The organism is Salinispora fenicalii, from assembly GCF_000514815.1.
Taxonomy (GTDB): Bacteria; Actinomycetota; Actinomycetes; order Mycobacteriales; family Micromonosporaceae; genus Micromonospora; species Micromonospora fenicalii.
In genome coordinates this window covers 22319-48597 of the sequence record NZ_AZWQ01000008.1, presented here as the reverse complement: position 1 = coordinate 48597, position 26279 = coordinate 22319, and the positions used below count along the sequence as shown (strand labels likewise).

General features: G+C 68.4%; 26 protein-coding genes and 2 pseudogenes. 21 read left to right on the top strand and 7 right to left on the bottom strand.

From position 1 onward, the window contains the following. Positions 1-57: 57 nt before the first annotated feature. From B116_RS0100220 to B116_RS0100140, 16 genes are all read left to right on the top strand, one after another. Positions 58-396, top strand: a complete 339-nt coding sequence (locus tag B116_RS0100220; protein WP_188115979.1) for a P-II family nitrogen regulator — start codon at positions 58-60, stop codon at positions 394-396. A 27-nt stretch (positions 397-423) separates the two neighbouring features. Next, positions 424-2718 carry a [protein-PII] uridylyltransferase gene (locus B116_RS0100215; RefSeq protein ID WP_027658847.1) on the top strand — a complete coding sequence of 765 codons (2295 nt, stop codon included), beginning with the start codon at positions 424-426 and terminating at the stop codon, positions 2716-2718. A 168-nt stretch (positions 2719-2886) separates the two neighbouring features. Next, entirely contained in the window at positions 2887-4431 is a 1545-nt protein-coding gene (gene ffh / locus B116_RS0100210) for a signal recognition particle protein (RefSeq protein ID WP_018722140.1), read from the top strand. Between the two features lie 117 nt (positions 4432-4548). Continuing rightward, positions 4549-5628, top strand: a complete 1080-nt coding sequence (locus tag B116_RS0100205) for an amidohydrolase family protein (protein WP_027658846.1) — start codon at positions 4549-4551, stop codon at positions 5626-5628. Between the two features lie 82 nt (positions 5629-5710). Beyond that, positions 5711-7117 (top strand): proline--tRNA ligase, encoded by a 1407-nt coding sequence (gene proS / locus B116_RS0100200; protein ID WP_018722138.1) that lies wholly within the window; start codon positions 5711-5713, stop codon positions 7115-7117. A gap of 279 nt (positions 7118-7396) precedes the next feature. After that, positions 7397-8044, top strand: a complete 648-nt coding sequence (locus tag B116_RS0100190) for a DUF402 domain-containing protein (protein WP_027658845.1) — start codon at positions 7397-7399, stop codon at positions 8042-8044. Positions 8045-8340: 296 nt separating this feature from the next. Further along, a complete protein-coding gene (rpsP, locus tag B116_RS0100185) occupies positions 8341-8805 on the top strand; it encodes a 30S ribosomal protein S16 (protein ID WP_011905207.1) in 465 nt (154 codons plus the stop codon). Next, positions 8780-9040, top strand: coding sequence for an RNA-binding protein (locus tag B116_RS0100180; protein WP_018722136.1), 261 nt, complete (start codon positions 8780-8782; stop codon positions 9038-9040). The genes rpsP and B116_RS0100180 overlap by 26 nt, the downstream gene beginning before the upstream one ends. Then, entirely contained in the window at positions 9040-9582 is a 543-nt protein-coding gene (rimM, locus tag B116_RS0100175) for a ribosome maturation factor RimM (protein WP_027658844.1), read from the top strand. The genes B116_RS0100180 and rimM overlap by 1 nt, the downstream gene beginning before the upstream one ends. A gap of 38 nt (positions 9583-9620) precedes the next feature. Continuing rightward, complete coding sequence (gene trmD / locus B116_RS0100170) at positions 9621-10394, top strand: tRNA (guanosine(37)-N1)-methyltransferase TrmD (RefSeq protein ID WP_027658843.1); 774 nt, start codon at positions 9621-9623, stop codon at positions 10392-10394. Positions 10395-10537: 143 nt separating this feature from the next. Further along, positions 10538-10894 carry a 50S ribosomal protein L19 gene (gene rplS, locus B116_RS0100165; RefSeq protein ID WP_018218952.1) on the top strand — a complete coding sequence of 119 codons (357 nt, stop codon included), beginning with the start codon at positions 10538-10540 and terminating at the stop codon, positions 10892-10894. 178 nt (positions 10895-11072) lie between these two features. After that, positions 11073-11945, top strand: a complete 873-nt coding sequence (gene lepB / locus B116_RS0100160) for a signal peptidase I (protein ID WP_027658842.1) — start codon at positions 11073-11075, stop codon at positions 11943-11945. Positions 11946-11955: 10 nt separating this feature from the next. Beyond that, positions 11956-12597, top strand: coding sequence for a signal peptidase I (lepB, locus tag B116_RS0100155; RefSeq protein ID WP_018722132.1), 642 nt, complete (start codon positions 11956-11958; stop codon positions 12595-12597). Positions 12598-12762: 165 nt separating this feature from the next. Next, on the top strand, positions 12763-13575 hold the full coding sequence (locus B116_RS0100150) for a ribonuclease HII (RefSeq protein ID WP_027658841.1): 813 nt from the start codon (positions 12763-12765) through the stop codon (positions 13573-13575). Next, positions 13572-13895 carry a DUF2469 domain-containing protein gene (locus B116_RS0100145; protein WP_011905215.1) on the top strand — a complete coding sequence of 108 codons (324 nt, stop codon included), beginning with the start codon at positions 13572-13574 and terminating at the stop codon, positions 13893-13895. The genes B116_RS0100150 and B116_RS0100145 overlap by 4 nt, the downstream gene beginning before the upstream one ends. A gap of 212 nt (positions 13896-14107) precedes the next feature. Further along, positions 14108-14740, top strand: a complete 633-nt coding sequence (locus B116_RS0100140; protein WP_050591824.1) for a murein hydrolase activator EnvC family protein — start codon at positions 14108-14110, stop codon at positions 14738-14740. 210 nt (positions 14741-14950) lie between these two features. On the opposite strand, the pseudogene B116_RS28710 reads toward B116_RS0100140, so the two are convergent. Next, positions 14951-15199, bottom strand: a pseudogene (locus tag B116_RS28710) (GntR family transcriptional regulator); the annotation flags it as partial. Continuing rightward, positions 15162-15431, bottom strand: coding sequence for a hypothetical protein (locus tag B116_RS28030; RefSeq protein WP_027658839.1), 270 nt, complete (start codon positions 15429-15431; stop codon positions 15162-15164). The gene B116_RS28030 and the pseudogene B116_RS28710, both read right to left, overlap by 38 nt. Positions 15432-15611: 180 nt before the next feature. Between B116_RS28030 and B116_RS0100130 the strand changes: the two genes are divergently transcribed. The 3 genes from B116_RS0100130 to B116_RS0100115 all read left to right on the top strand — a co-directional run bounded on the left by B116_RS0100130 (position 15612) and on the right by B116_RS0100115 (position 20710). Continuing rightward, positions 15612-16808, top strand: a complete 1197-nt coding sequence (locus B116_RS0100130) for a helix-turn-helix domain-containing protein (protein WP_027658838.1) — start codon at positions 15612-15614, stop codon at positions 16806-16808. Positions 16809-17339: 531 nt separating this feature from the next. Then, the gene (locus B116_RS27270) at positions 17340-17801 is read left to right on the top strand and encodes a hypothetical protein (protein ID WP_155255703.1); all 462 of its coding nucleotides are present in this window, start codon (positions 17340-17342) and stop codon (positions 17799-17801) included. Between the two features lie 1604 nt (positions 17802-19405). After that, positions 19406-20710 carry a nucleoside hydrolase gene (locus B116_RS0100115; protein WP_027658837.1) on the top strand — a complete coding sequence of 435 codons (1305 nt, stop codon included), beginning with the start codon at positions 19406-19408 and terminating at the stop codon, positions 20708-20710. Positions 20711-20859: 149 nt separating this feature from the next. Here B116_RS0100115 and B116_RS0100110 read toward each other — a convergent pair whose 3' ends face one another. From B116_RS0100110 to B116_RS0100095, 4 genes and pseudogenes are all read right to left on the bottom strand, one after another. Further along, positions 20860-21837 (bottom strand): tyrosine recombinase XerC, encoded by a 978-nt coding sequence (locus tag B116_RS0100110; protein WP_027658836.1) that lies wholly within the window; start codon positions 21835-21837, stop codon positions 20860-20862. 99 nt (positions 21838-21936) lie between these two features. Then, positions 21937-22590 (bottom strand): annotated as a pseudogene (locus B116_RS24555) (DNA-processing protein DprA); the annotation flags it as partial. 170 nt (positions 22591-22760) lie between these two features. Beyond that, positions 22761-22961: a DUF397 domain-containing protein gene (locus B116_RS0100100; protein ID WP_026274624.1), complete on the bottom strand. Its 201-nt coding sequence runs from the start codon at positions 22959-22961 to the stop codon at positions 22761-22763. Continuing rightward, positions 22952-23749 carry a helix-turn-helix domain-containing protein gene (locus B116_RS0100095; RefSeq protein WP_027658835.1) on the bottom strand — a complete coding sequence of 266 codons (798 nt, stop codon included), beginning with the start codon at positions 23747-23749 and terminating at the stop codon, positions 22952-22954. The genes B116_RS0100100 and B116_RS0100095 overlap by 10 nt, the downstream gene beginning before the upstream one ends. A 652-nt stretch (positions 23750-24401) precedes the next feature. Between B116_RS0100095 and B116_RS28025 the strand changes: the two genes are divergently transcribed. Next, on the top strand, positions 24402-24593 hold the full coding sequence (locus B116_RS28025) for a hypothetical protein (protein WP_082312624.1): 192 nt from the start codon (positions 24402-24404) through the stop codon (positions 24591-24593). Positions 24594-24854: 261 nt separating this feature from the next. Next, positions 24855-25019, top strand: a complete 165-nt coding sequence (locus tag B116_RS0100090; RefSeq protein WP_082312620.1) for a DUF397 domain-containing protein — start codon at positions 24855-24857, stop codon at positions 25017-25019. A 156-nt stretch (positions 25020-25175) separates the two neighbouring features. On the opposite strand, the gene B116_RS0100085 is transcribed toward B116_RS0100090, so the two are convergent. Continuing rightward, the gene (locus B116_RS0100085; RefSeq protein ID WP_027658833.1) at positions 25176-26225 is read right to left on the bottom strand and encodes a phage portal protein; all 1050 of its coding nucleotides are present in this window, start codon (positions 26223-26225) and stop codon (positions 25176-25178) included. Positions 26226-26279: the final 54 nt, after the last annotated feature.

Sequence of the window (26279 nt, the reverse complement as noted above, 5' to 3'; positions counted from 1 at the left end):
GCGGGCCCGCCGTCGAACAGGTCGCTGGTTAACGTTGCCGGAATGGAGGGGTTGGACATGAAGCTGGTGACCGCGGTCATCAAGCCATACCAGCTGGACACGGTGAAGGAGGCCCTGCACGCGCTCGGTGTGGCCGGCTTGACCGTCAGCGAGGTCCAGGGCTACGGCCGTCAGAAGGGGCACACCGAGGTGTATCGGGGTGCCGAGTACACGGTGGAGTTTCTGCCCAAGATCCGGGTGGAGGTACTCACCGACGAGCTGGATGTTGACAAGATCGTTGATGCTGTCGTCGCCGCCGCCCGGACCGGCAAGATCGGTGACGGCAAGGTCTGGGTCACCGCGGTCGAGGAGGTCGTCCGGGTCCGTACGGGTGAACGCGGTCTCGACGCCGTGTAGGCGTTCCGCGGGCGGGAGCAGGTACCGATGACCTCGTTGATCAAGAAGTGTGCGGCCGGACCGGACCTCCTGATCAACGAGGTCACCGGTGCTCCCGGCGGGATCGACGCCGCCGCGCGGGCGGCCCGGGCCACGTCCATCGACAGCTGGCTCGCTGAGCTGCTGCCCGGCCGGGACGGGGTCGCGCTGGTGGCGGTGGGCGGGCTCGGCCGTCGTGAGTGCGCCCCGTACGGGGACCTCGACCTGCTGCTGCTGCACGCCGACGTACCCGAGGTGGACGAGCTGGCCGCCAGCATCTGGTATCCGGTCTGGGATGCCGGGCTGCGGCTCGACCACTCGGTACGAACCGTCCCCGAGGCTCTCGCGGTCGCCCAGGAAGATGTCCGGGTGGCTCTGGGCCTGCTCGACGCCCGCTTCGTCGCGGGTGACGAGGCGTTGGCCGACCGGCTGGTTCGCTTGGCCGCCGACCAGTGGCGACGCAGCGCGGTGCGCCGACTGCCGGGGCTGCGCGAGTTGACCGAGGCCCGGTGGGCGGCCCATGGGGAGCTGGCCTTCCTGCTCGAGGGGGACCTCAAGGAGGCCGCCGGCGGGCTTCGCGACGTGGGGCTCCTCCGGGCGATCGCCCGCGCCGGCGTCACCACCGCGCTGCGGCCCGCGGTCCGTGCCGCCCACCTGCGGCTATTGGACACCCGCGACGCGCTGCACCTGCGGGTCGGCCGGCGGGTGGACCGGCTGGTCGCCCCGGAGCGCGACGGGGTCGCCGCCCTGCTCGGGCTGCGCCAGCCGCGGACCGACCCGGCGGCGGAGCCGGTGGACGAGGCGGACCTGCTGCTGCGCCGAGTCGCCAACGACGCCCGGACCGTCAGCCATGCCCTGGACGACGCTTTCCGGGCGGCCGACCGACTCCGCACCCGGCGCCGGGGCGCCGATGGGCGACCGCTCCGTCGACCGGTGGCCCGGGACGTGGTCGAGCACGACGGTGAGCTGGTGCTCGCCCGCACCGTGATCGGGGTGCGCCCGGAGCCGAGCCTGTCCCTGCGGGTCGCGGCGGCGGCGGCGACCACCGGTCTGCCGATCGCGGCGGCCACCGGCGAGTGGCTGGCCGCCTACTGCCCGCCGCTGCCGACTCCCTGGCCTGCCGCGGCGCGCACCGCCCTGGTCACGCTCCTGGGCGCAGGGCCGGGGCTGGTGTCGACGTGGGAGGCGTGCGACCGGTACGGGCTGGTGGATGGCTGGCTGCCGGAGTGGACCCGGATCCGATGCCTGCCCCAGCACCACCCGGTGCACCGGTTCACCCTCGACCGGCACCTGGTGCAGACCGCGTACGAGGCCAGTCGCCGTACCCGGGAGGTGGATCGGCCGGACTTGCTGCTGCTCGGCGCCCTCCTGCACGACGTGGGCAAGGGGCTACCCGGTGACCACAGTCAGGTCGGTGCGCCGATCGCGGAGGCGGTCGCCGCCCGGATCGGCCTGCCCACGGCCGAGGTGGCGCTGATCGGGCGGCTGGTCCGGCTGCACCTGCTCCTGCCCGAGGTCGCGACCCGGCGTGACCTGGCCGATCCGGTGACCGTGGCCGGCGTGGCGGCGAAGGTCGTCGACACCAGCACCTTGGAGCTGCTGCACTCCCTGGTCCGGGCCGACGCGGCGGCCACCGGCCCGGCCGCCTGGTCGCGCTGGAAGGAACGGCTCGTCGCCGAGCTGGTGGCCCGGGTCCGCACCACACTGGACACCGGCCGGCTACCCGAACCGCCCGTACCGGATCCGGCGTTGGTCGCCGGCCCGCTGCCGGTGGTCCGCCTGACCGGGGACGAGGTGGCGGTGGCGGCGGCCCACCGGCGTGGCCTGCTCACGACGGTGGCCGGTTGCCTGGCCGTGCACCGGCTCGACGTGATCTCCGCGGACGCCTCGACAGTGTCCGGACGGGCGTTGGTCGAGTTCCGGGTCCAACCCCGGTACGGCCTCGCGCCGGATCCGGTAGCGCTCGGCGCCGACCTGCGTCGGGCCGTGACCGGCGACGGGTCGGTGATCCAGCGGCTGCGGGGTCGGGCCGCCGCCGCGGGGGGCGCGGGGCCCGCCCCCCAGGTGCGGTGGTACCGGGAGGCGGCCACCGACGCGGTGGTGTTGGAGCTGCGGGCGGCCGACGCCGCCGGTCTGCTCTACCGGGTCAGCGCGGCGCTGGACGAGGTGGGAGTTCAGCTGCGGGCGGCGCGGATCTCCACCCTCGGCGCTGCCGTGGTGGACGCATTTTACCTGGTCGGTGCCGGTCTGGACGCCGAGACCCAGGCTCGGATCTCCGCCGCTGTGCTGGCTGCGGCGCGATGAGAGGGGGCGATTGCCGTCCGGCGGCCGGCGGGTGCGCGGGCGGCGCTGGGTGCGTCGGGTGTGCCGGCCGGAAGCGGGTGCATCGCGGGCCGGATACCCTAGCGGTGGCTGGACAGCTCGTCTGGCCGTGCTCGTGCTCACCAGAACTCTGACAAACGGGATGTTCGCGTGTTTGACACCTTGAGTGACCGCCTGTCCGGGATCTTCACCAAGCTCCGCGGTAAGGGACGGCTCACCGACGCCGACATCGACGCCACCGCCCGCGAGATCCGCCTCGCGCTGCTGGAGGCGGATGTGGCGCTGCCGGTGGTCAAGGGCTTCATCGCGCGAGTCAAGGAGCGGGCGCGGGGCGCCGAGGTCTCCCAGGCGCTGAACCCGGCCCAGCAGATCGTCAAGATCGTCAACGAAGAGTTGGTCAACGTCCTCGGTGGTGAGGCGCGGCGGCTTCAGTTCGCCAAGCAGCCGCCGACCGTGATCATGCTGGCCGGTCTTCAGGGCTCCGGCAAGACCACGCTCGCCGGCAAGCTGGCTAGTTGGCTGCGCGGCCAGGGCCACCAGCCGTTGCTGGTCGCCGCCGACCTGCAGCGCCCCAACGCCGTCGGACAGCTCCAGGTGCTCGGTGGTCGCGCCGGCGTCGAGGTGTACTCCCCGGAGCCCGGCAACGGCGTCGGCGACCCGGTGCAGGTGGCCCGCGCCTCGATCGAGCACGCTCGGCGGGCAGCCCGGGACATCGTCATCGTGGACACGGCCGGCCGCCTCGGTATCGACGCCGAGATGATGCAGCAGGCGGCCGACATCCGGGACGCGGTCAACCCGGACGAGGTCATCTTCGTCATCGACGCCATGGTCGGCCAGGACGCGGTGCGCACCGCGGAGGCGTTCCGGGACGGCGTCGGTATTACCGGTGTGGTCCTCTCCAAGCTCGACGGTGATGCCCGTGGTGGTGCCGCGCTGTCGGTCCGGGAGGTCACCGGCCAGCCGATCCTCTTCGCCTCCACCGGCGAGAAGCTGGAGGACTTCGATGTCTTCCACCCGGACCGGATGGCCAGCCGAATTCTCGGCATGGGCGATGTTCTCACTCTGATCGAGCAGGCCGAACAGGCCTTCGACGTCGATCAGAAGGAGAAGATGACCGCCAAGCTGATGGGCGGTGAGCAGTTCACCCTGGAGGACTTCCTCGACCAGCTCATCGCGGTTCGGCGAATGGGGCCGATCGCCAACGTGCTGGCCATGATGCCCGGCATGGGGCAGATGAAAGACCAGCTCGCCGAGGTGGACGACAAGCACTTCGACCGGGTCACCGCGATCATCCGGTCGATGACTCCGGCCGAGCGCACCAACCCGAAGATCATCAACGGTTCGCGCCGGGCCCGCATCGCCAACGGCTCCGGAGTCACCGTGATGGACGTCAACCAGCTACTCAACCGCTTCACCGACGCCCAGAAGATGATGAAGCAGATGGGCGGCATGATGGGTCTGCCCGGAGGGCGCCGAAAGGCGACCAAGTCGCCGAAGAACAAGCGCAAGGGCGGGAAGGGCGGCGGTCGGTCGCGGACCGGCACGGGGGCGCGGGGCGGCCTCCCCGGTGGCATGCCGCAGCTGCCGCCCGGCCTGAACCCCGACGACCTGGCCGGCCAGGGGCTACCACCGGGATTCAAGCTCCCGAAGATCGACTTCAACAAGCTCGGCAAGGGGGACCAGCGCCCCCGTTGACCGGGGTTGAAGCAGGGCGAGGTCAGTGCGGGTCGCGGCTGATCCGGCACTGGCCGCGGTCCGCCGGCGGGTGGCCTGCCCGCACGCCCCGGCGGGCGATCAGGTAGGACTGAGCGTATGGCTCTGCACGTGCGCGGTGTGCTCCTGCCCGAAGACGAGGTCCGGGACATCTGGCTGGTCGGCGACCGGGTGACCTTCCAGCCGGTGGCCGGCGCGGAGACCATCGCGGATGGTGGCTTTCTGCTCCCCGGCCTGACCGACGCGCACTGCCATATCGGCATCGCCCAGGGCGGGGCGCCGATCACCTCGGTCGACCAGGCCCGCGAGCTGGCCCATGTCGACCGCGACGCCGGGGTGCTCGCCATCCGGGACGCCGGCTCCCCGTACCCGTATCCGGAGCTCGACGACGCCTCGGACCTGCCGCGGCTGGCCCGGGCCGGCCGGCACATCGCCCCGCCGAAGCGCTACCTGCGCGGCGTCGGGGTGGAGGTCGGTGCGGCAGAGGTGACCGCGACCGTCGCCGCGCAGGCCGACGCCGGCAACGGCTGGGTCAAACTGGTTGGCGACTGGATCGATCGTGGCGTCGGCGACCTCGCCCCGGCCTGGGACGCGGAGACCATGACCGCCGCGGTTCGGGCCGCGCACGCCGCCGGGGTCCGCGCCGCGGTGCACACCTTCTCCGAGTCCGCCGTCGAGATCATGGTGCGGGCCGGGATCGACTCGGTGGAGCACGGCACCGGTCTGAGCCTGGACCTGATCGACGTGATGGCCCGGCAGGGCACCGCGCTCGTACCCACCATGATCAACATACGGACCTTCGGCGGCATCGCCGACCAGGCGCGGGCGAAGTTCCCCAGCTACGCCGACCACATGCTCGCCCTGCGAGACCGCTTCCCCGAGGTGGTCCGCGCCGCCTACCAGGCCGGCGTCCCGATCTACGTCGGCACGGATGCCGGCGGTGGCATCGCGCACGGTCTGGCCGCCGAGGAGATGCTGCTGCTGCACGAAGAGGCCGGGATACCCGCCGAGGACGTCCTCGCCGCCGCCTCCTGGCGGGCCCGCGAGTGGCTTGGCTTCCCCGGCCTGGTCGAGGGGGGCCTGGCCGATCTGGTTGTCTACCCGCAGGATCCGCGTCGCGATCTCCGCGTCGTCCGGTCCCCCACCCGCGTCGTCCTCCGCGGCCGGGTCCTGCGCTGATCCACCCGGGCGGTCGGCGGTCCGGGGTGGAGCGACCGCCCGCTGGTAGCGACCGCCCCGGCGGCACATAGGATGTGCGGTCATGGCGCGCGTGCTCACTCCCCGTGCGGAGGACTTTCCCCGCTGGTACCAGGACCTGATCGCCAAGGCGAAGCTGGCCGACAACGGCCCGGTCCGGGGAACCATGGTGATCCGACCAGCCGGCTACGCCATCTGGGAGCGGATGCAGGCCGAGATGGACAACCGGATCAAGGCTGCCGGCGCGGAGAACGCGTACTTCCCGCTCTTCATCCCGGAGGGCCACCTCAAACGCGAGGCCGAGCACGTCGAGGGCTTCTCGCCGGAGCTGGCGGTGGTCACCCACGGCGGTGGTAAGCAGCTCGCCGAGCCGGTCGTGGTACGCCCGACCAGCGAGACCGTCATCGGCGAGTTCATGGCCAAGTGGGTCGACTCGTACCGAGACCTGCCGTTGCTGCTCAACCAGTGGGCGAATGTGGTCCGCTGGGAGCTTCGTCCCCGCATCTTCCTGCGTACCAGCGAGTTCCTCTGGCAGGAGGGGCACACCGCGCACACGACCCGCGAGGACGCCCGCGCCTACGCGCGACGGATTCTGCACGAGGCGTACGAGGACCTGATGGTCAACGTCCTCGCCATCCCGGTGCAGGTGGGCCTCAAGACCGCCCGGGAGCGGTTCGCCGGTGCGACCGCCACCTACACCCTCGAGGGCATGATGGGCGATGGCAAGGCGCTCCAGCTGGGCACCAGCCACGAGCTGGGGCAGAACTTCGGCCGCGCCTTCGACATCAGCTACACCTCGGCCGAGGGGGGTCGGGAGTACGCCTGGACCACTTCGTGGGGCACCTCCACCCGGATGCTCGGTGGTCTGATCATGTGCCACGGTGACGACAACGGTCTGCGGGTGCCGCCGAAGCTCGCGCCGGTCCAGGCGTACGTGATGGTCGTCAAGGACGGCGAGGGGGTCGGTGAGGCCGCCACGCGGCTGCACGACGCGCTGCGAGATGCCGGTGTCCGGGTCGCGCTCGACGACCGGACCGACACCCCCTTCGGGCGTCGCGCGGTGGACGCGGAGTTGCGCGGCTATCCGATCCGCGTCGAGATCGGCCCTCGCGACCTAGCCGCGGGGAACGCGGTCGTGGTCCGGCGAACGGACGGCTCGAAGTCCCCAGTTCCGGTAGCCGACGTTGTCGGCGTGGTGCGCGCGGCTCTCGACGCCGACCAGCAGGCGCTGCACGACCAGGCGCTCGCCCTTCGACAGGCGCGGACCCGTGAGGTGGGGACGTTGGCTGAGGCGATCGAGGCCGCGGCGACGGGCTGGGCCCGGGTGCCGTGGTCGGTGGTCGGCGCCAAGGGCGAGGCGGAGGCGAACGCCCAGGGCGTCACCGTGCGGTGCCTGATCCGGGCCGATGGCTCGGTGCCGGACAGCGAGGACGAGCCGGACCTGGTCGCCATCCTGTCCCGGGCCTACTGAGCTACGCCCGCACCGCCCGCACCGACCCGGTCCCCGCCACCGCCCGGTCCGACCCGGATCGGTATCGCTACCGACCGGCCCCGGCCCAACTGGCTCGAGCTGGCTCGAGCCCACAGATGGGGCAGCTCGACAGCGAGCGGAGCGAACCGGGCCACCGGCGTCCAACCGGCCGTCGGTTGGTGGGCTCGGCGATCCGACCGAGTCACGCGTTCCAGCCGGTCGTCGGTTGGGTGGGCTCGGTGATCCGACCGGCCGTCGGCGGGCGGTAGGGTCGGCCAGGTGAGGTTTGAGCCTGGGCGGTTGGTGGTGCACCGCAACGTGCGGCGGGGGCGGATCGGGTGGGTTCGTCCGGCGCGCGTGGTCAGCGACGACGATCGGGGGCTGCTGCTGTGGATCCCCCAGGGCTCCCTGGTGGCCAGCGAGACCACAGACGCCGGAGTCGGAATGCGGGCGATTCCGTTCGCCGAATGGATCGTCTCGGCGTACCGGCTGACGGTCGCGCGGTGGCAGGGGCCACCCCTGTTGAAGTTCCTGCCGGTCGGGGCGGCGCACTCGGTCTGGTGGTTTCGTGACGCGCAGGGGCGTTTCACCCATTGGTACGTCAACCTCGAGGAGCACGGCGTTCGTTGGGACGACGGTGGGCTCGCCGGAGTTGACGTGCTGGACCAGGACCTCGACGTGCTGGTCCACGCGGACCGCCGTTGGGAGTGGAAGGACGAGGACGAGTTCGCCGAGCGGCTCGACTTCCCGGCGCACTACTGGGTGCCGGACCCGGACGAGGTCTGGGCCGAGGGGAAGCGAGTCATCGCCCGGGCCGAGGCGGGTGAGTTCCCGTTCGACGGCACCTGGTGTGACTTCGTGCCGCCGGTCGAGTGGACGGCCCCGCTGGACCTGCCGCCCGGGTGGGACCGGCCGCCGGCGCGCTGACGGCTCCCCACTCGGCCGCAAGGCGACTGCCGCGAGCACGGTCGGCCGACCAAACTGAATCAGTGTGCTCTTCGTCATAATCGAATGGTGAGCCGGGGCCGGTCCGATGTGAGGCTTCCCGGTCCGATCTGGCAGAATGGCTGGCTGGTATCCGGCGTGGGTCCGGCGCCCTCTACCCGGGCACCACGTCAGTCCACCCGAGCAGTCTCCGGCCCAACCCCACTGTGCCGGAGAGCGCGCTCACCCGTGCACCGCCCGTCCAGGGTCGGTGGAAACACAACAGGAGCGAAAACACTGTGGCCGTAAAGATCCGGCTCCTGCGGATGGGCAAGATCCGCAACCCGCAGTACCGCATCGTCATCGCCGATTCGCGCACCAAGCGTGACGGCCGGGCGATCGAGTTCGTCGGGATCTACCAGCCGAAGCACGACCCTTCGGTGATCGAGGTCAAGTCGGACCGGGTGCAGTACTGGCTCTCCGTGGGCGCGCAGCCGAGCGAGGCGGTGCAGCGCCTGCTGGAGAAGACCGGCGACTGGCAGAAGTTCAAGGGCCTGCCGGCCCCCGAGCCGCTGAAGGTCGCCCCCGAGCGGGTCGACCGCAAGGCGGCCTACGAGGCTGAGGCGAAGGCTGCTGCTGGTCTGGCGGAGGCTCCGACCAAGCCGGCGAAGAAGGCCGCCAAGGCCGAGGCGGCGCCGAAGACCGACGAGGCGGCGCCGAAGACCGAGGAGCAGGCCGGTGCAGGCTCCGGCGAGCAGGGCTGACGTGGCACTGCGTCCGGCGCTGGAGCATCTGGTCAAGGGCATCGTCGACAACCCCGACGATGTCCGCGTCCGGCTGGTCGACTCCCGGCGGGGCAAGCGGCTCGAAGTCCGCGTGCACCCGGAGGACCTCGGCACGGTGATCGGGCGGTCCGGGCGGACCGCTAAGGCGCTGCGCCAGGTCATCGGTTCCATCGGTGGACGCGGCGTACGCGTCGACATCGTCGACTCGTACTGATGCTCGTCGTCGGCAGGATCGGCAAACCGCACGGGATCCGCGGTGAGGTGACCGTGGAGGTGCGGACCGATGAACCTGAGACGCGGTTCGCCCCGGGCTCGGTGCTGCGCACCGAGCCCGGGGCGCACGTGCCCGCCCACCCCGGCGCGTACCAGGTGCCGGGTGAACTGACCGTCGAGGCATCGCGGTGGCATCAGGGGCGGATGCTGCTGGTCGCCTTCGCGGGTGTGCTCGACCGCAACGTCGCCGAGGCGCTTCGCGGCACCCTCGTCGGGGTGGACCGCGCCGACGTGGCCCCGCCGACGGACCCGGAGGAGTTCCACGACCACCAACTGGTCGGCCTGGCCGTGGTCACCCCGGCTGGGGAACGGCTGGGTGAGATCGTCCGGATCGACCACGCCCCCGCCGCGGACCTGTTGGTGCTGCGCCGTCCCGGCCGCCGGGACGTGTTGATTCCGTTCGTCCAGGCGATCGTTCCCGAGGTTGACCTCGCCGGCGGTCGCGTGGTCGTGGATCCGCCCAGCGGCCTGCTCGACCTCTGACCGGGCAGTCTGGCCCGCACAGCTGTTGGAGCCCCGCAATGCGCGTTGACGTTGTGTCGATCTTCCCGGAGTACTTCGCTCCGCTGGACCTGTCGCTGATCGGCAGGGCCCGGGCCAGTGGCACCCTCCAGTTGGCCGTGCACGACCTCCGTACCTGGACCCACGACGTGCACCGGACGGTCGACGACACGCCGTACGGCGGGGGGCCGGGGATGGTGATGCGGCCGGAGCCGTGGGGGGAGGCGCTGGATGCGCTCGCCCCGTCGGGAGGTAACCCGCCCCGGCTGCTGGTGCCCTCGCCAGCCGGTGTTCCGTTCACCCAGGCGTTGGCCCACGAACTGGCCGCCGAGCCGCACCTCCTCTTCGCCTGTGGCCGGTACGAGGGGATTGACCAGCGGGTGCTTGAGCACGCTGCGAGTCGGATGCCGGTCACCGAGGTCTCTCTCGGGGACTATGTGCTCTTCGGCGGCGAGGTGGCGGTGCTGGTGATCCTGGAGGCGGTGACTCGACTGCTGCCCGGGGTGCTCGGCAACGTTGGCTCGCTGGACGAAGAGTCGCACGCCCACGGGCTGCTGGAGGCGCCGATGTACACCAAGCCCGCTGCCTGGCGGGGTCAGGAGGTACCGGCGGTGCTTCGCTCCGGCGACCACGGGAAGATCGCCCGCTGGCGCCGGGATGAGGCCCTGGTGCGGACGGTCGACCGGCGCCCCGACATGATCGCCGCGCTGGCTCCGGAGTGCCTGGACCGGCAGGACCGGGCGACGTTGGAGCAGGCCGGGTTCCTGGCTGCCCCCGGCGATGTGGCAAAATAGGGGGTTGCCGCAGTCAACCGCGCCGCGGATGGCTGCGAGGACCCTCGACCGGGGCCGGCGAGTGCCGGCGACCATCCGAGGGTCAGAATCACCCATTCGCGCATCGACTGACGATGCGCCGTGAGCCTCGCGAGGACGCAGCGATGAACATCCTGGACGCGCTTGACGCCCAGTCGAAGCGGACCGACGTTCCCGATTTCCGCGCCGGTGACACCGTTAAGGTGCACGCACGGGTCGTCGAGGGAAACCGGTCCCGGGTCCAGATTTTCCAGGGCGTCGTCATCCGTCGTCAGGGTGACGGTCTGCGGGAGACCTTCCTGGTCCGCAAGATCAGCTTTGGGGTAGGGGTCGAGCGCACCTACCCGATCAACAGCCCGGCCATCGACCGCATCGAGGTCGTGACCCGCGGTGATGTCCGGAGGGCCAAGCTCTACTACCTCCGCGAGCTGCGCGGCAAGAAGGCGAAGATCAAGGAGAAGCGGGAGAAGCAGCCGAGCTGAATCGTGCTGCACCACCCAGTCTGAGCTGCGCGTATGGTGTACGAACCGGAGGGCACCACCCGGGACGTGCCAGCGCAGCCGGATGCCACCGCCCAGCGGCGGGGCAGGTGTCCACTGCCGTCCGGAGGCCTCGACCAGGTCCCCGGGCGGTAGTGTCGTTTCTGCGGACCGGGGAGGCGTGGTGCAGACGCGCGACGAGGACGGCACGGTCGATCCACGCCGTCGCCGAGCCCGGCGACGCCGCCGTCCGTTGCCGCTCTGGCAAGAGCTGCCGCTGCTGCTGACTGTCACCTTCTGCCTCGCGGTGCTGATCCGGACCTTCCTGCTTCAGGTGTTCTTCATCCCGTCCGGCTCGATGACCGAGACGCTGCTCGTCGGGGACCGGGTGTTGGTCAACAAGGTCGTCTACGACGTACGGGACCCGCTGCGGGGTGAGGTGGTGGTCTTCCGCGGCCCGCAGCGGTGGGCCACCCAGCTTGACGGGGAGCCCGAACCCGGGTTCCTGCGCCGGCTCACCGCCACCTTCGGCGATCTGGTGGGGGTCGGCGGCACCGGCGAGAAGGACTTCATCAAGCGGGTCATCGGGCTGCCGGGCGACCGGGTGAGCTGCTGCGACGAGCAGGGGCGAGTGCTCGTCAACGGCATCGGAATCAACGAGCCGTACGTGTGGCGCGACTCGCCGCTGGACCTCCCGCCGAATCCGGGCGAGTGCCGCGCGCGTCGCTTCGACGAGGTAACCGTCCCACCCGGGCAGCTCTTCGTGCTGGGTGATAACCGGCTGGTCTCCCAGGACGCCCGTTGTCAGGGCCCGGTGCCGATCGACAATGTGGTCGGACGGGCGTTCGGCGTGGTGTGGCCATCGTCGCGGTGGAGTGCTCTCTCCACACCAGATACCTTCGCGAACGTTGCGGCGCCGCCGGGTTCCCCGACCAGCGGGCCGCAGCCGGTTGAACCGCGCCCCGACGGTGGCGTGCTGCTGCTTCTGCCGCTCTCGGCCGCGTGGCGTAGTTCTCGCGCGTTCCGTCCAGTGCCGCCCAGCTCGGCAACGTAGGCTCCTTTCCGTGATTGACGAGCAGACCGACAAGTCCCGCAACTCCTTCTGGAAGGAGCTGCCGATTCTCCTGGGCGTGGCGATTCTGGTCGCGGTGCTGGTGCGTGCCTTTGTGTTGCAGACCTTCTTCATCCCGTCGCCGTCGATGGAGAACACGCTCCAGATCGACGATCGGGTGCTGGTCAACAAACTGGTGTACGACTTTCGCTCGCCGAAGCGCGGCGAGGTGGTCGTATTCAAGGCGCCGACCTCGTGGAGTGGCAACCCGGACGGGGAGGACTTCATCAAGCGGGTCATCGCCATCGGCGGCGACCACGTGGTCTGCTGCGACGAGCAGGGGCGGATCACGATCAACGGGGTTGCCCTGGACGAGCCGTACCTCTACTCGGTCGGTGGCGAGCGGGACCAGCCCGCTGACCAGGACTTCGATGTGACCGTACCGCGGGGGCGGCTGTGGGTGATGGGTGACCACCGGTCGGCCTCGGGCGACTCGTTGCAGCACTGGCAGCAGTCGGGGGAGGACGTCCACGAGGCGACCATCCCCGAGGACCGTCTCGTCGGTCGGGCCTTCACGATCTTCTGGCCGCTGGACCGGGCGCGCTGGCTGAGCGTCCCCGAGCAGTACGGCCCCATTCCTCGGCCCGGAACCTGAGCCGGTGGGCCGGGTAGGCCCGGTAGGCGATGGCGAGGGCGTCTGGCAGGCTGGGACGGTGACCGTTGCCCACGCCTTCCGTCGTCCCGCCCGGGTGCTGCTCGTCGCCCTGCCCGGCCGTCGCCTGGTCGTCGAACCGTGGGGGAGCGCGGACGGGGGCGGGCCATGCTGACGCCGCCGCGTACCGTCGTCCGCCGCGACGGCGGGCTCTACGCGCTGGAGCGTGCCCTGCAGCGACGCGGATTTCGGCAGGTGGCCGGCGCCGACGAGGCCGGTCGGGGCGCCTGCGCCGGCCCCCTGGTGGCCGCCGCCGCGATCCTGCCCCCCGGGCGACGCGGGGAAGTCGACGGACTCGCCGACTCCAAGCTGCTCACCCCGGCCAGTCGAGAGCGGGTGTACGCGGAGGTGGTCGCTCGGGCATCGGCGTACGCGGTGGTGGTGATCCCGGCGGCGGAGGTGGACCTGCGCGGACTGCACGTGTGCAACCTGGCCGCGATGCGTCGTGCGCTGGCGTCACTTGCCACCCCGCCCGAGTACGTGCTGACCGACGGCTTCGGGGTGGACGGGCTGGACGTGCCCGGGTTGGCGGTCTGGAAGGGCGACCGGGTGGCGGCCTGTGTCGCGGCAGCCAGCGTGCTGGCCAAGGTCACCCGAGATCGAATCATGGTGGAGCTGGACCTGGAGTTCCCCGGTTACGGGTTCGCGGAACACAAGGGTTACATCACCGCTGAGCACTCGGCTGCGCTGCGGGAACGCGGGCCGTGCCCGGAACACCGGTTCTCGTATGTCAATGTCGCGACCGTCTCCGGCCGGCACGGGGCCCCGCCCCGGGCCCGACGACCCCTGGTCGCCGCGGCCGACGAGGCGATGGAACGCGCCGGGGCGGTAAAGGGTACCGTCGGCGTGGCGTTGGGCGAGCGGCCCTGGGCTGCGGGGTCGGTGGGGAATGATGTGGCCATGGAAGGCGGGATGGGATGAGCGCGGAAGATCTCGAAAAGTACGAGACGGAGATGGAGCTGCAGCTCTACCGGGAGTACCGCGACATCGTCCGCCAGTTCTCCTACGTCGTGGAGACCGAGCGTCGGTTCTATCTGGCGAACCAGGTCGACCTGCACGTGCGTAACTCGGACGGCGAGGTCTACTTCGAGGTCGAGATGCACGACGCCTGGGTATGGGACATGTACCGTCCTGCCCGGTTTGTCAAGAACGTCCGGGTGATGACATTTAAGGACGTCAACGTGGAGGAGCTGGAGAAGCCGGATATCTCGTTGCCGGCCGACTCAGGGTTCGGTAGCTGACCCTCCGGACCGCTGACCCTCCCGTTCCCTTCCCGGCGGGCCCAGCTTCCATCGCCCTGAAACAGCACGTCACCCCGGTCCCACCACGGGCCCAGCCCGGCCTCGTTTAGCAGATCGAATCGCTCCCCACAATCTGTCCACAGTGCTATTGCTATCCACAGGTGAGCTGGGCGGGGGTGGCCGCCGATCGGCGGTCCGGGCAGGCTGCCGCCATGAAGCCGTCCCCGATCCTCGCCATCCTGCTCAGCGCCGGGCTGGTCACCACGCCTGCCGTGCCCGCGTCGCCGGTGGTCGGGCCCCGGTCGCTGTTGGTGGGCTCTTCGTTGCCGGTGGTTGGGCCCATGCCGTCGTTGAGTGGGTCCGTGTTGCTTGGGGTTGGTTCCACGCCGGCTGTGGCGGGTTCCCCGTTGCCCGGGGCGCTCCCGGCCTTTCGGTGGCCGCTGTCCGGGGAGCCGCCGGTTGTGCGGCGGTTCGACCCACCGCCGCAGCCCTGGTTTCCCGGTCACCGCGGCGTTGACCTGGCCGCCGACGCCGGCGCGCCAGTGTTGGCAGCGGGCGATGGTGCGGTCACCTTCGCCGGTGCCGTGGCTGGCCGCCCGGTGCTCACCGTGACCCACGCCGCCGGGCTGCGGACCACCTATGAGCCGGTGCATGCCGATGTCGAGGTTGGCGCGCGGGTGCTGGCCGGAGTGCCGATCGGTCGGCTGCGGGCCGGGCACCCGGGCTGCCTGGCTGCGGCCTGCCTGCACTGGGGCCTGCGCCGCGGCGACACCTATCTGGACCCGTTGGCGCTGCTCGGTCAGGGGCCGGTGCGGCTGCTGCCGCTCGACGGTGCGCCGCGGTAGCAGACGTTCGACCAGTGTATCGACATCTGATTAATTACTGGTGTTTTAACCAGATCTTGCAATTCGTAGGGTCGTTGCCGCCTGGCGGAGTTGGCACTGCCGCTCAATGCGGTTGATGCGTGGGCGCGTGCGCGCGGGCCGGAACGGCTGTAGCGCGTGCGCCCGCGACCCGGCTCTGCCGGGCCGTCTCTTGATTGGGTGAAGCAATTCTTAGCCCAGTCGCTCCGCCGGTGGCGGGCTGCTGGGCTGCTCCTTTGGTTTGCGGCGTGCCCTCTTCGGTGCCGGCGGCTCGGCGGGCTTGGGCGCTTCGCTGGCGGCGGCTCGTCCGAGTTTGGCTTCGTAGGCGGCGAGGTCGTCGGTGAGGTCGGTGTGTGCTTGTTGGAGGGTGGCGAGTTCTTCGGTGGCTTGCCAGGCGGAGTCCTTATCCCTGAAGGCGTTGACGATCTTGCCGCCTGGGCGGGGCGTCGGTTGGTTCGTAGGGCCAGGCGAAGAACCGGTGATACAGCGTTCCCGTGGTAGTGGTGGGCATGTCCACACACGCCTCGACAAAGAACTGGGTGAGGTAGAGCATCAGCGATACCCGCGCGCCGGCGAACTCGGCCAACAATTGACGTTTGCGGGTCAGGCACGGCCATACCTGCCCGCACCCGGCACACGTCCATACCGGACGAACTGGTAGATGCATCGTCATCGCTGGCACCCTTTCGGCGGCGTCGTGGGCTACGGTGGGAGGACCGGGGCCGCAACACTGGGTCGAGGCGAGTGCCGATCGCCAAAACCCCTGGTCCCGGCCCTCCCGAAACGGGCGCCAGCCAGGTTCGGACTCGATGCACGTCCCCGCTGGGCCTGCCACCAGGATCAGGGGAGACAGATGACCATGGAAGCAGGCGAGGGTTTTCCCCCGTCTACAGACACCCCCGCCGACCTCGGCGCCCACCTGCGAGCCGCCCGCGAAGCCGCCGGACACAGCCTCGCCGGCATGGCCGCGCTCACCCACTTCAGCAAGCCCTACCTCAGCCTCGTCGAAACCGGCCGCCGCCAGGCCACTCCCGACATCGTTGAACGCTACGAACATGCCCTCGGTGTACCGATCGGCACCCCAGCCGACCCGGTCCGCCGCACCCACGAATGGCTCCTGGACAGCCCACCCGCCACCGGCTGCCTACGCGCCGGCCGCCGCATCGGCGCAACCCTGATCCGAACGTTGGAAGCCCGGGTGATCGACCTCCGCCACTTGGACGACACCGTCGGCAGCCGCACCCTGTTCCCCGTCATCCGCGCCGAACTCGACCAAGCCGAACACCTCGCCCGCACCGCCTCCTACACCGACGCCTCCGGTAGACGGCTGTACACCGTGATCGGTGAACTGGCCCAACTCGCCGGCTGGGTCGCCAGCGACGCCGGCAACTACTCCGACGCCCAACGCCTCTACCTATCCGGCGTCACCGCCGCCGACGCGGCAGGCGACCGGGCGCTGGGCGCGCAACTGCTGTCCAGCCTCGCCTACCAGATCACCAACATCGGCAAACGCGACGATGCCCTGCTCATCGCCCGCTCCGCCGTCACCGGCGCCCCGCACGCCAGCCCGCTCGTGCGGGCGCTGCTGCTGGAACGCCTCGCCTGGGCCGCCGCCCGCCTCCGCGACACCGATACCACCCGCCGCGCCCTCGACGCCGTCAACGACGCCTACGACCAACACTGCGACGGCAACGCCGAACCCGAATGGGTGTACTGGCTCAACCAGACCGAGATCGACGTCATGGCCGCCCGCTGCCTCATCGAACTCGGCACCCCAACCTCCGCCGAACCCCTGCTCACCCGAGCACTCGCCGGCTACAACCACGACCACGCCCGCGAAGTCGCCCTCTACCAAACCTGGCTCGCCGAAGGCCACGCCAAAACCGGCAACCTCGACGCCGCCCGCGCCGTCCTGCACCGCATCGACACCACCGCCATCGACGCCGGCTCCACCCGCCTGCACCGACGCATCACCGCCGTCGACCGCCTCATCAACCGCCGCACACAGAAGAAGAAACCCACCAACACCACCAGACGACCGACCGAGTAGACACCCCAGCCCGTCGCCCCACGCAGCCCGACGTGCCCCCACGTTGCTGTCACGACTGCTGTCAAAACCGCCCACAACCGATGAACCGCCAACGAGCGGTTGAGCGAAAGCCCAGATCACCGCCAAGATCGAACCCATGACATCGCCGCAGCCACCGTAACAAGGCCACACGTACTATGTGATGGCTGGCACCGCGCCGGTTCTTGTCCATAACAATGGTCCCTATGTCTGCCCGACTGGAGCCGATGGCCTTCCCGCTGGGGGCTGCAATTCAGGAACTGGACGGACTCCATGGGATGGCGCTTCGCCAAGTTCCGTCTACACCCGTATGGGAAAGGACGGCACGCCTGTGCAGAATACGATTTATGATGCTGAAGGGAAAGCGGTTGGTCATTTCGATTTCAAGGATCACGGAACTGGGGGTCCTCACGGTCGTATCATTGATCATCCGGGAACGAATGGCGGCGGTCACGGCTCTGGTAGTCCGCATATTCCAGAGCGTGATCTTCCGTCAGTGTGGAAGCTGTGCCCATGAGTGAGGGGGCTGTGGATAATTCGGGGGAGTTGGTGGCTATACCTGACTTCCTTGATAGGTTTCTCTCCTTCGAGGATGGGGTAATTAGTCGTATAGCTGTTGTGCTTCCACGCGGTAATAATGAAGGGCGTCAGATTGAGTTAGAGATCCAAGCCCTCGATCGTACGGCTGAAGGTGATGGAGCTCCCTATGGGGCACTTTTTGGTTGGAAGCTAGTGCGATTAACTTTGGGGGAAATTCTTGGATACAGTCTGAGTGAGACTCCCAGCGATCCATTTCAAGTCCTCTATGATGGTCTGAAGCTCGAGTTTTTGGGCGATCAATTCGTCCTTGACTTGGATCCAGGGCCTGATGATTGGTCTCCGTTCACAATTCAAGATCCAGCAACTAGTTACTCTAAGCGGTATGTGCTTGCCAAAAGGGCTTCGTTCGAAGTGTTGGACGGACCTTTCATCTGATCGAGCTGCAAACGGCGTGGAGTGAGTTTAATCGATTGCGTCGTCGTGGCAGGAGTGGGCTTCCACCTGCCACGATGACGCAGACATTCAGGGGCGTCATGGGCTCGCACGTAATAGCTCCCTCCTACTGCTCCAGTCGTCCTTCCTGAGGTGACCCCAGGTCCCCTGGAACGGGAACGACCGCTGCATGATCTCTGTGCTTGTCGACAATGAATTTGACCCGATTTCGGTCATTCTGGGACTCTGCATAGCTCCACTGTTAGTTCCGCGTAGGTGTGGAGGGCCTGGTAGACGATGTCCACTGGCGAGGTCAAGCGTGACGGCCGCGCCTTTCGTCCATACTGGCGCATTTGCAGCATGACCGTATTGCCCGTCCGCGACCCGACTCCGCCGGAGCTTTCAGTGGTGGGCAGGTGCTGGGTATCCGGACCAGACGCTGTTGGGAGTTGCCGTCAGGCATGCCGCCGCCCACCAGACGGTGGGCATCGACGATGACGAAACGATCTACGCCGCGCTGTGGCTGGCCGGCGGTCCGGCGGGTCCCTCGCGTCGCTGTAGCCGACCGGCTGATGGGCGAGCGGAAGGGTGGGAACTGGCTGTGCGCCTGATCCCCGCGCTGAGGGCGGGTGCGTGCAGCTGTCGGCAGCGCTGGAGTCGCATGGGTGGGTTCGCGTTAGGTGGAGGCGTTGCTGGCTGATCGAGCCGACGGTGCGGCAGCGTGCAGGTCTGATCGACTGAAATATGCTGATCTGGCTGCACAAGGCGGCCCACAACGTATCCTGACCGTCCTTGCTGCGGGCCTGACCCCGGTCTACGACCCGATCCCGCTGTGCTCGACCGAGCTGCGCGACGGGTCGAGGTGTCGGCTGGGGTTCGTGGAATACCGGATCCTCTACTGCCTTGACGGGCGCGACTATCGGTCTCCAGCGTAGCTGTTCAGCTGGGCCCCTCCTCCTCAGCGCGCTGGTTCCGGTAGGTCCCGTGGCGTTGCCCCGTCAGGGCGGGCTTGGGACCGGTTCGCCATTTCGCTCGTCTGGGTCGCGGCTGTGGGGCAAGCCGACACCCGGGTGTCGGTGTATGTGGTGCCGTCCCCCGAACGGCTACCCGATCCGGTCAAACCTGAGATAAACCCATAATACCACCCAAAGCCTGGATACTGTGACGACTGACAGCGCCCGTGAACAAAGCTCGCATAGCTGCTGCATCCGGCTCAGGTGTCGTACGGGTGTGCACCACCGGTATCGCTTGGTGTCGGCGGAACGTCGAGTCCACTGCGCCAGCTGAGAGCAAGGGGGTTCCGAGGCGGAAATCTTCACACCCAGGAAGTGATGCTGATGTGGAAAATGGTACGTCCGACGTTCAGGAGCGCGTCCACGATTGCTGCCGGGGCGCTCGCCTGCACCGTGGCGGTCGGGGTCGCGAGCAGTATGCCGCGCGCGCTCGCGGAACCCACGTCGCCGTTAACGCCGGGCGCTTCTCCAGCGGTACAAGACGAGGGTTGGGGTGCGCCCGATCACGGTAGCCGTGCTCTCCCACTCTACTACTCCGAGGAGCCCCAATATCCGGGTAGTCGAATCCGTGAACCCGTGATTTTCTCTACTGACATGTCGATGGGGCTAACCACGGGCTCCCGTAACGGTATATCCACTTCGGCCCCGGACATTGACGACTCGTACGCGCTCGCCCTTGCGTTGGCTCACGGGGTTGATGTGCGAGGCGTTGTGGCGACCATGGGTAACTCGATGGCCAAGCCGACCGTGGTCACCGCTCAGGCGACAGTTGACGCACTCGGTGCGGACATACCCGTGGTGCAGGGGGCGGAGGTCTGGTTGCCGGTCGAGGCCCAGCAGACCACCGGTGGCGCGGATCTGACCGGCACCTGCGTCAACGACGGTGTCCGATTCATGGCCGACCAGCTGCGGGAGACCGGCGGGTTGACAATCCTGGCGATCGGGCCGTTGACCGACGTGGCGTGTCTGACCATGAACTTTCCGGAAGAGGCCTCCCTCATCTCCCGGATTGTCGCCCTCGTCGGCAGCAAGCCGACGACTGTGTTCGAGATTTTCGGCACCCCGCTGGTTGACTTCAACTACATCATGGACCCCCGCGCTGAGCAGATCATTCTAGATCAGACGTATATTCCGTTTACGGCCATCACCTTCGACCTCTCCTCGCTGGCGCCGATTCCGATCCCGGAGTTGGAGCGGCTGGCCAGTAGCCCGAATCCGCTCGCACGTTTCTACGGCGAGTCCTCGATGCCGCGCCTAGAACTGCTGAAGGAGATTGATTTCGGCCCCGCGTACCCGATTTTTGATGCAGCCGCCGCGTGGCATCTGATTCGGCCGCAAGACCAGGTCTGTCAGCAGGCGGGCTACCGGCTGAAGACCGGTTCGCCGGCGACAGCGGAGGCCGGAGAAACAGACATCTACGACTGGTTCTCGCCCGAGATCACTGAAACCCGGCAGGTCACCTCGTGCACGGGTTTCACGAGTAAGGAAGCGGCAGGCCGCTACCAGCAGGCGATTCTGCAGGCAGTTGGCGGTGGAGTTGGGCGAACGGGTCCGGAGATCCTGGGCGATGATGAGGGCTCTCCGCGGATCGACGAGGGGTCTGCCTCCGCCGACGAGGGGAGCTTGTCGACCGGCGAGGGTATCGCGCGAACTGACGAGGGTGCTGCTGCACTGACTGACGAGGGCACCTTGTCGACCGGTGAGGACACCGGGTGGACTGCTGAGGGTGCTACTACATCGACTGATGAAGGTGCGGCGCAGACTGACGAGCGGTCGGTGCCGACCGATGAGGGCGCGGCGCAGACTGACGAGCAGGCGGTGCCAGCCGATGAGGGTGCGGCGCAGATCGACGACGGAACTGCCCTGACCGACGAAGACGCCGACCGGGCGGCCTGGTGAGCCTTCCGTGGAGCGAACACTTCGGGCGGAGCGTTGAGTCGACGGTAGGGCGGTTCAGGGCTGCGACCTGAGTAGCGAGAGCCTGCCACGCATGGTTGCGCCCCCACGTCACATGGTGTGGGGGCGTAGCCATGGGCGGGTCGTTCGGTTCATGCCCGGGGGTGGGCCTGCCTATATACGGCCCGCAGCCGCTCGACCGACACGTGGGTGTAGATCTGGGTACTGGCCAGCGAGGAATGCCCCAGGAACTCCTGCACCGCCCGCAGGTCCGCGCCGCCCTCCAACAGGTGGGTGGCCGCCGCGTGCCGCAGCCCGTGTGGGCTCGTCCGGGGCAGGCCCGCCGCGGTCGCGTACCGGCCGACGATCCCCCGCGCGGTGGTCGGGTTGAGTCGGCCGCCCCGCGCCCCGAGCAGCAGCGCGTTCGCCGACCGAGCGCCGACCAGCCCGGGGCGGCCGTGGCGTAGCCACGCGTCGAGCGCCCGTTGCGCCGGGACTCCGTACGGCACGCTGCGTTCCCGGCCCCCTTTGCCGAACACCCGGAGCACCCGCCGGCCCGGGTCCACGTCCGCGATGTCAAGCCCGCACGCCTCACTGACCCGGACTCCGGTCGCGTACAGCAGCTCCAGCAGCAGCTGGTCTCGCAGCCGGGCCGGGTCGGCGGCACCCGGCGGGACGTCGTCGGCCGGCTGGTCCTGGGGCGCCGCGTGCGCCGCCTCCAACAGGGCGGCGGCCTGATCAACCGGGAGTACGGCGGGTAGCTCCCGGTGGGCGCGGGGGCTGGCCAGGCCGGCGGCGACGTCGGTCGGTAGTCGGCCGTCGCGGTGGGCCCAGGTGCTGAAGGTACGGGCCGCGGCGGACCTTCGGGCCAGTGTGGTCCGGGCGGCTCCCGTCGTGCGCTGCCGGGCCAGCCAGCTGCGGATCTGTGCCAGCGTGAGGTCAGCGGGAGTCCGGGCTCCCGCCCGTACGGCGTGGTCGAGCAGGTTGATGACATCGGCGACGTACGCCCGGACGGTGTGGGTGGAGCGGTTCTGGACCTGGTATAGCTGGGTCGCGAAGTCGTCCGCCGCCTCGCGTAGCGGCGCAGGGAGCGCCGCGTGTAGGGCCCGGGTCGCTTCGCCTCGCTTCACCGGCGGGCCTCGCACGAGCCGTTGAGCCGGCCCGGCGGACCGATGGTGAGCTGCTTGTCGGCGTGCATCGAATCAGCCTACGGGCGCCTTGCGCAGTGTCTATGGGGCGTCGCCAGGCAGGGCCGGCCTCTGCGGCCCCAACGGCTCCTGAAACGTCAACGGCTCCTGTCGTGTCAACGGGGGCGAGAGCGCGTACCCGTCGCCGCGTCGGCTGACCAGGCCCAACTCCTCGAGGAGGGCCAGCTTGCGCAACGCCGTCCGCGCCATGACCCCGGACCGGGCGGCGATGTCGTCGACTCCGCGTACGCCCCGCCGGGGTAGCGCCTCCAACACCATCGTGGACTCGTCGTCGAGCTGGTCCTGTATCCGTGCGGGCCCCCGGACCTGCGGTGCGAGGTCCCCGCCGATGCGGCCCACCTCCTCGAGCACCTGCGCGGGGGAGACGACCAGCCGGGCTTCCGGGTATTGCCGAAGCAACTCGTGCGCCCCGACGGACATGGTGGAGGTGACCGGGCCGGGCACCACCATGGCCGGCCGGGCGATCGCCAGGGCCCGGTGCATCGTTTGGGTCGCTCCGCTGCGGGCGGCGGCCTCGACCAGTACGCTGCCCCGGGTCGCCGCAGCGATCACCCGGTTGCGGATCAGGAACCGGGGCCGCAGCGGATCCGCTCCCGGTATCCACTCGCTAACCAGCAGCCCGGTGTCGGCGATCCGGTCGAAGAGGGCGGTGTTGCCCGTCGGGTACGGCCTGTCCTATCCGTCAAGATGTTCAAGGCTAGCCATCAGCTCATGGATGCCTGCCAGCCTGCGTCGGCTACTGGCTCAGCGCTGCCACGCAGCCGGCTGTACGTGTCCTATGGACGCAAAAACCCCCGACTCCCAATGCAGGGAAGGGTCGAGGGTTTCGTCGTGCGTGTAGCGCCTTAGCGGGCTACGTGCCCGCTGCTGGTGAACGCGACGAACGACCGCCACGCCTCGGGGCCGAACACGAGCGCCGGGCCGGTCGGGTCTTTGCTGTCCCGAACACCCACGATGCCGGGGAGGTTGCCGGCGACCTCCACACAGTTGCCGCCACCGGAGCCGCTGCGGGTCGACTTGCGCCACTGAGCGCCGATCAGGTCCATGAGTCCACTACTTCCTTCATCAGCTCGACTGACTGGCGGCGAGGTAGTGCCTCGTTGCGCACCGTCTCCCACCGTGACATCAGAGTATCTACGTCGTCGTCTTGGTCTACAACCGTGCCCCCTAGTTGGTTTTCCATCTCCGCTAGCCACTGGTGACCGGCGCAGGTGAGGCTGAATGGGCCAGTAAGCCCGACATGCATACTGATTTCGTCAGGCAGGATGTGGACGCTAATGTTGGGTCTTTCCGCAAGTGAGATTAGGTGCTTAATCTGACCGGCCATGATGTCACGGAAGTCTTCGCCCGCTCGACGGATCACCGATTCGGCAATAACCGCTATGAAGTGGGGAGGGTCCTTTCTGGTCAAGACTTCTTGCCGGTCCATCCTTTCGACGAGCCTCCGATCAACCTCTTCCTCGCTGAGCCGGTCATCGCACCGGATCACCGCCCGGGCGTAGTCCTGGGTCTGTAGTAGGCCAGGAATGAGCGAAGGTTGAAAACACCTGAGCTGTGTTGCAGTGCGTTCGGCATCTAACCAGGGAACGAACCAGCTTGGTCGTCCTAGCTCTTCGATCATGCGTTCAAATAGTCCGCCGGTGTTGAGCCCTCGGTCGGCTCCATGGATGAAGTCGATTGTGAGCGCCCGTGTTCCGTTTTCGACGGAGCTAACGTGTGATGCGGTGTATCCGGCTGCCCGCCCAAACGCTTCTTGTGTCATGCCGGCTGCTCCTCTGGCGCGGCGGATCTCACTAACGATGAACGATGCGATCGGGTTTGACAGGTCGGCCATTTCAACGTCCCCCAAAATCAAGATCAATATTTCAGACCGTCACACGGGCGTCCCTGACTGTCTCAACCCTGCCCACCTGACAGACGCACCTAGTGAGGGTATGCCTAGCGCATCCATCGTGGAACCCGACAGCGTGCCGGTGGAGAACCTAACCCGCCGGGGACTTCTTGGACCCTAGGAGCGTCAATGCTGGTAATGATCTCTATAGCCGCTGTTGCGCGCACGCTTAGCCTGTTCCTGGGCGTGATCACAGGCGCGAAGGCGAATGCCGCTCGGCAGCAAGTCAGGCAGAAGGCGGCAGATCCACCCCGAGGGGTGTCCCCGCCGTCATGGGCGACTCAGCCGACCGAGGCATTCCCCCGGCCCGGTCGTGCCGGGTGGCTAACGCCCGCTCAGGCGTGGCGAGCGAACGGAGGCCGATGATGACACGGCGCGCGCCGGGACTGCCGAGACTCAGCCCCAGCCCGGGGCACCCCACCTACCGCAGCGGGATCCGACCGGAGCGCGCGTATCGGGCGCGGGTGCACTACACGGTCCCTCTGAAGGGCTCAGCTGAACCTCTGGACGCAGACGAGGTTTTGCGGGCGTTGAATGCCGGCCCTCCGGACCCAGCGGTTTTGCAGGCTGTGCTGGCTGGTCTGCGGAGGCTGTGATGGCAGACGACCGAAGGCCGCCGCCGCATCGCAACCGTGATCCATACGGGACAGCCCCGTTGCCGGACGGCGACCGGGTACATAGGAAGCCGGAACCGGACCTCCCCCCAATCACAGCTGGGCAGAAGCTGACCGCGCTGCTTTGCGCGCTCGTCATTGTTGCCGCCGTGGTGATCGGCGCACTCCGGTGACGGACCGGCCACCATGCCCGGCAACGGTTGCCCGGTGGAGGGAAGCCCTCAGCGAGCACGAAGTGGTTGATGGGCGCTGCCCGAAGTGCGGCACTCCCCGCCGGTGTCGGGTGTGGGGTGAGGCGTTCGCGGAGTTGCTGGCCCATGACTTGCTTGACCCACGTACACCACCGCCCCCTGAGGATGTCCGGTCGCAATCAGCGTCCGGTGAGGAAAAGAGAGAGGAAGATTCTCGTGGAGAAGTTGAGCTGGAAGAAGCCGATGAGGTGTGACAACTCCGCCCCGAACTGTGTCGAGGTCGCGTCCGGTGACAACGGCGAGCGGTTTGTCCGGGACAGCAAGAACCCGAATGGGCCGGTTCTCACCTTCACCAACGAGGAGTGGGACGCGTTCGAGGGCAGTGTTCGCGGCGGACAGCGTTTCTGACGCGTCCGTCCTGGGCCAGCCATTGAAGGCTGGCCGTAGCGGGCAGCCAGCGGTCCAGGTGCCGCCTTTGAGGATCGTGTGAACCGCCCAACGAAAAGGGCCCCGGACCCCTGACAAGGGGGGTCCGGGGCGTCCTAGTTGCTGAGTTCGTCTCCGCTACGGTCCTTTGGCTGGCGGCGTCAGGAACGCTTGCCCTTCCCCGTCTGGTAGTGGCTTCCGGTCCTCCAGGGCCCGCACTTCGTCTACGGACAGGAAACCGGCCTCGATGCCGGTGCGGTAAGCCTGGTACCGCTCCACGGTCTTAACGCGAAGTCTCGCGTTCACGTTGAACCGCACGGACTGCCCGGCCGGCAACACGCGGGAGAATGCCTGCTCTATCCGGATCAGCCACGGCATAAGGGTCTGGGTGACAAACCAGTTGTGTTGCTCTTCGACACCGGAACCCCACGAACTAGCCGTGGTCGGATCGAGCATGTAGGCCGGCACCCGGAAAACCCCGGCGATGGCCAACCGGTTGAACCGTTGAGTTTCCAAGAACTGCGCTTGCTCAGGGGTCACGGAAATCTGCTTCCACGAGGCACCGCCGGTGAGCACACCGATCGCGTGACTGTTCTTGACGCCCTGGTGGCTACGCTTCAGCATCCGCGCCAGCACCGCCACCTCACCCGGCTTGGGGCTACCGGGATGTTCCACAATCCCGGAAACGGTGGCCCCTTGGCTGAAGAACCGGGCGGCGTATTCCTCGGTAGCCAACCCCGCCCCGATCGTCTGCCTCGCGTTCTCCAAAGGAGACAAGCCCCGTAGACTGTTCGCGGCAGCGAATCCCTTAACGTGAACAACCTCCCGGCTGGGCAGCGTCGAGTCACCGACCGTGTAAACAACCCCGCTGCCGTCATCGGTCAGCTCGATCCGAACCGTACGCGGATCAAGAGGAAGAACAGCGATAACCCTGCTGTTGCCGCCCCGGAAGACACGGATAAAAGCGTTCCCGTCGGTGAGGAGACTCGTCATCACCTTGTGCCAAAAGTCAAACGCCGTGTCGAACGGGTTCGGCTGACTCAACCACGCCGGGCCCTGGACCGGCTCCCTCATCTTCCCGACAGTCCGCACCACATCAACAGGTAGGGCCGCTACGGCGTCAGCGATCAACGACACGCACGTGTACACCGCCGACAGGTTGAGGGCTGTGTCCTGGCTGACGTTCACTCCGGCCCACGTCGGGCCCTGACCGCCGAGAGCGGCAAGAACACCACTAGAAGG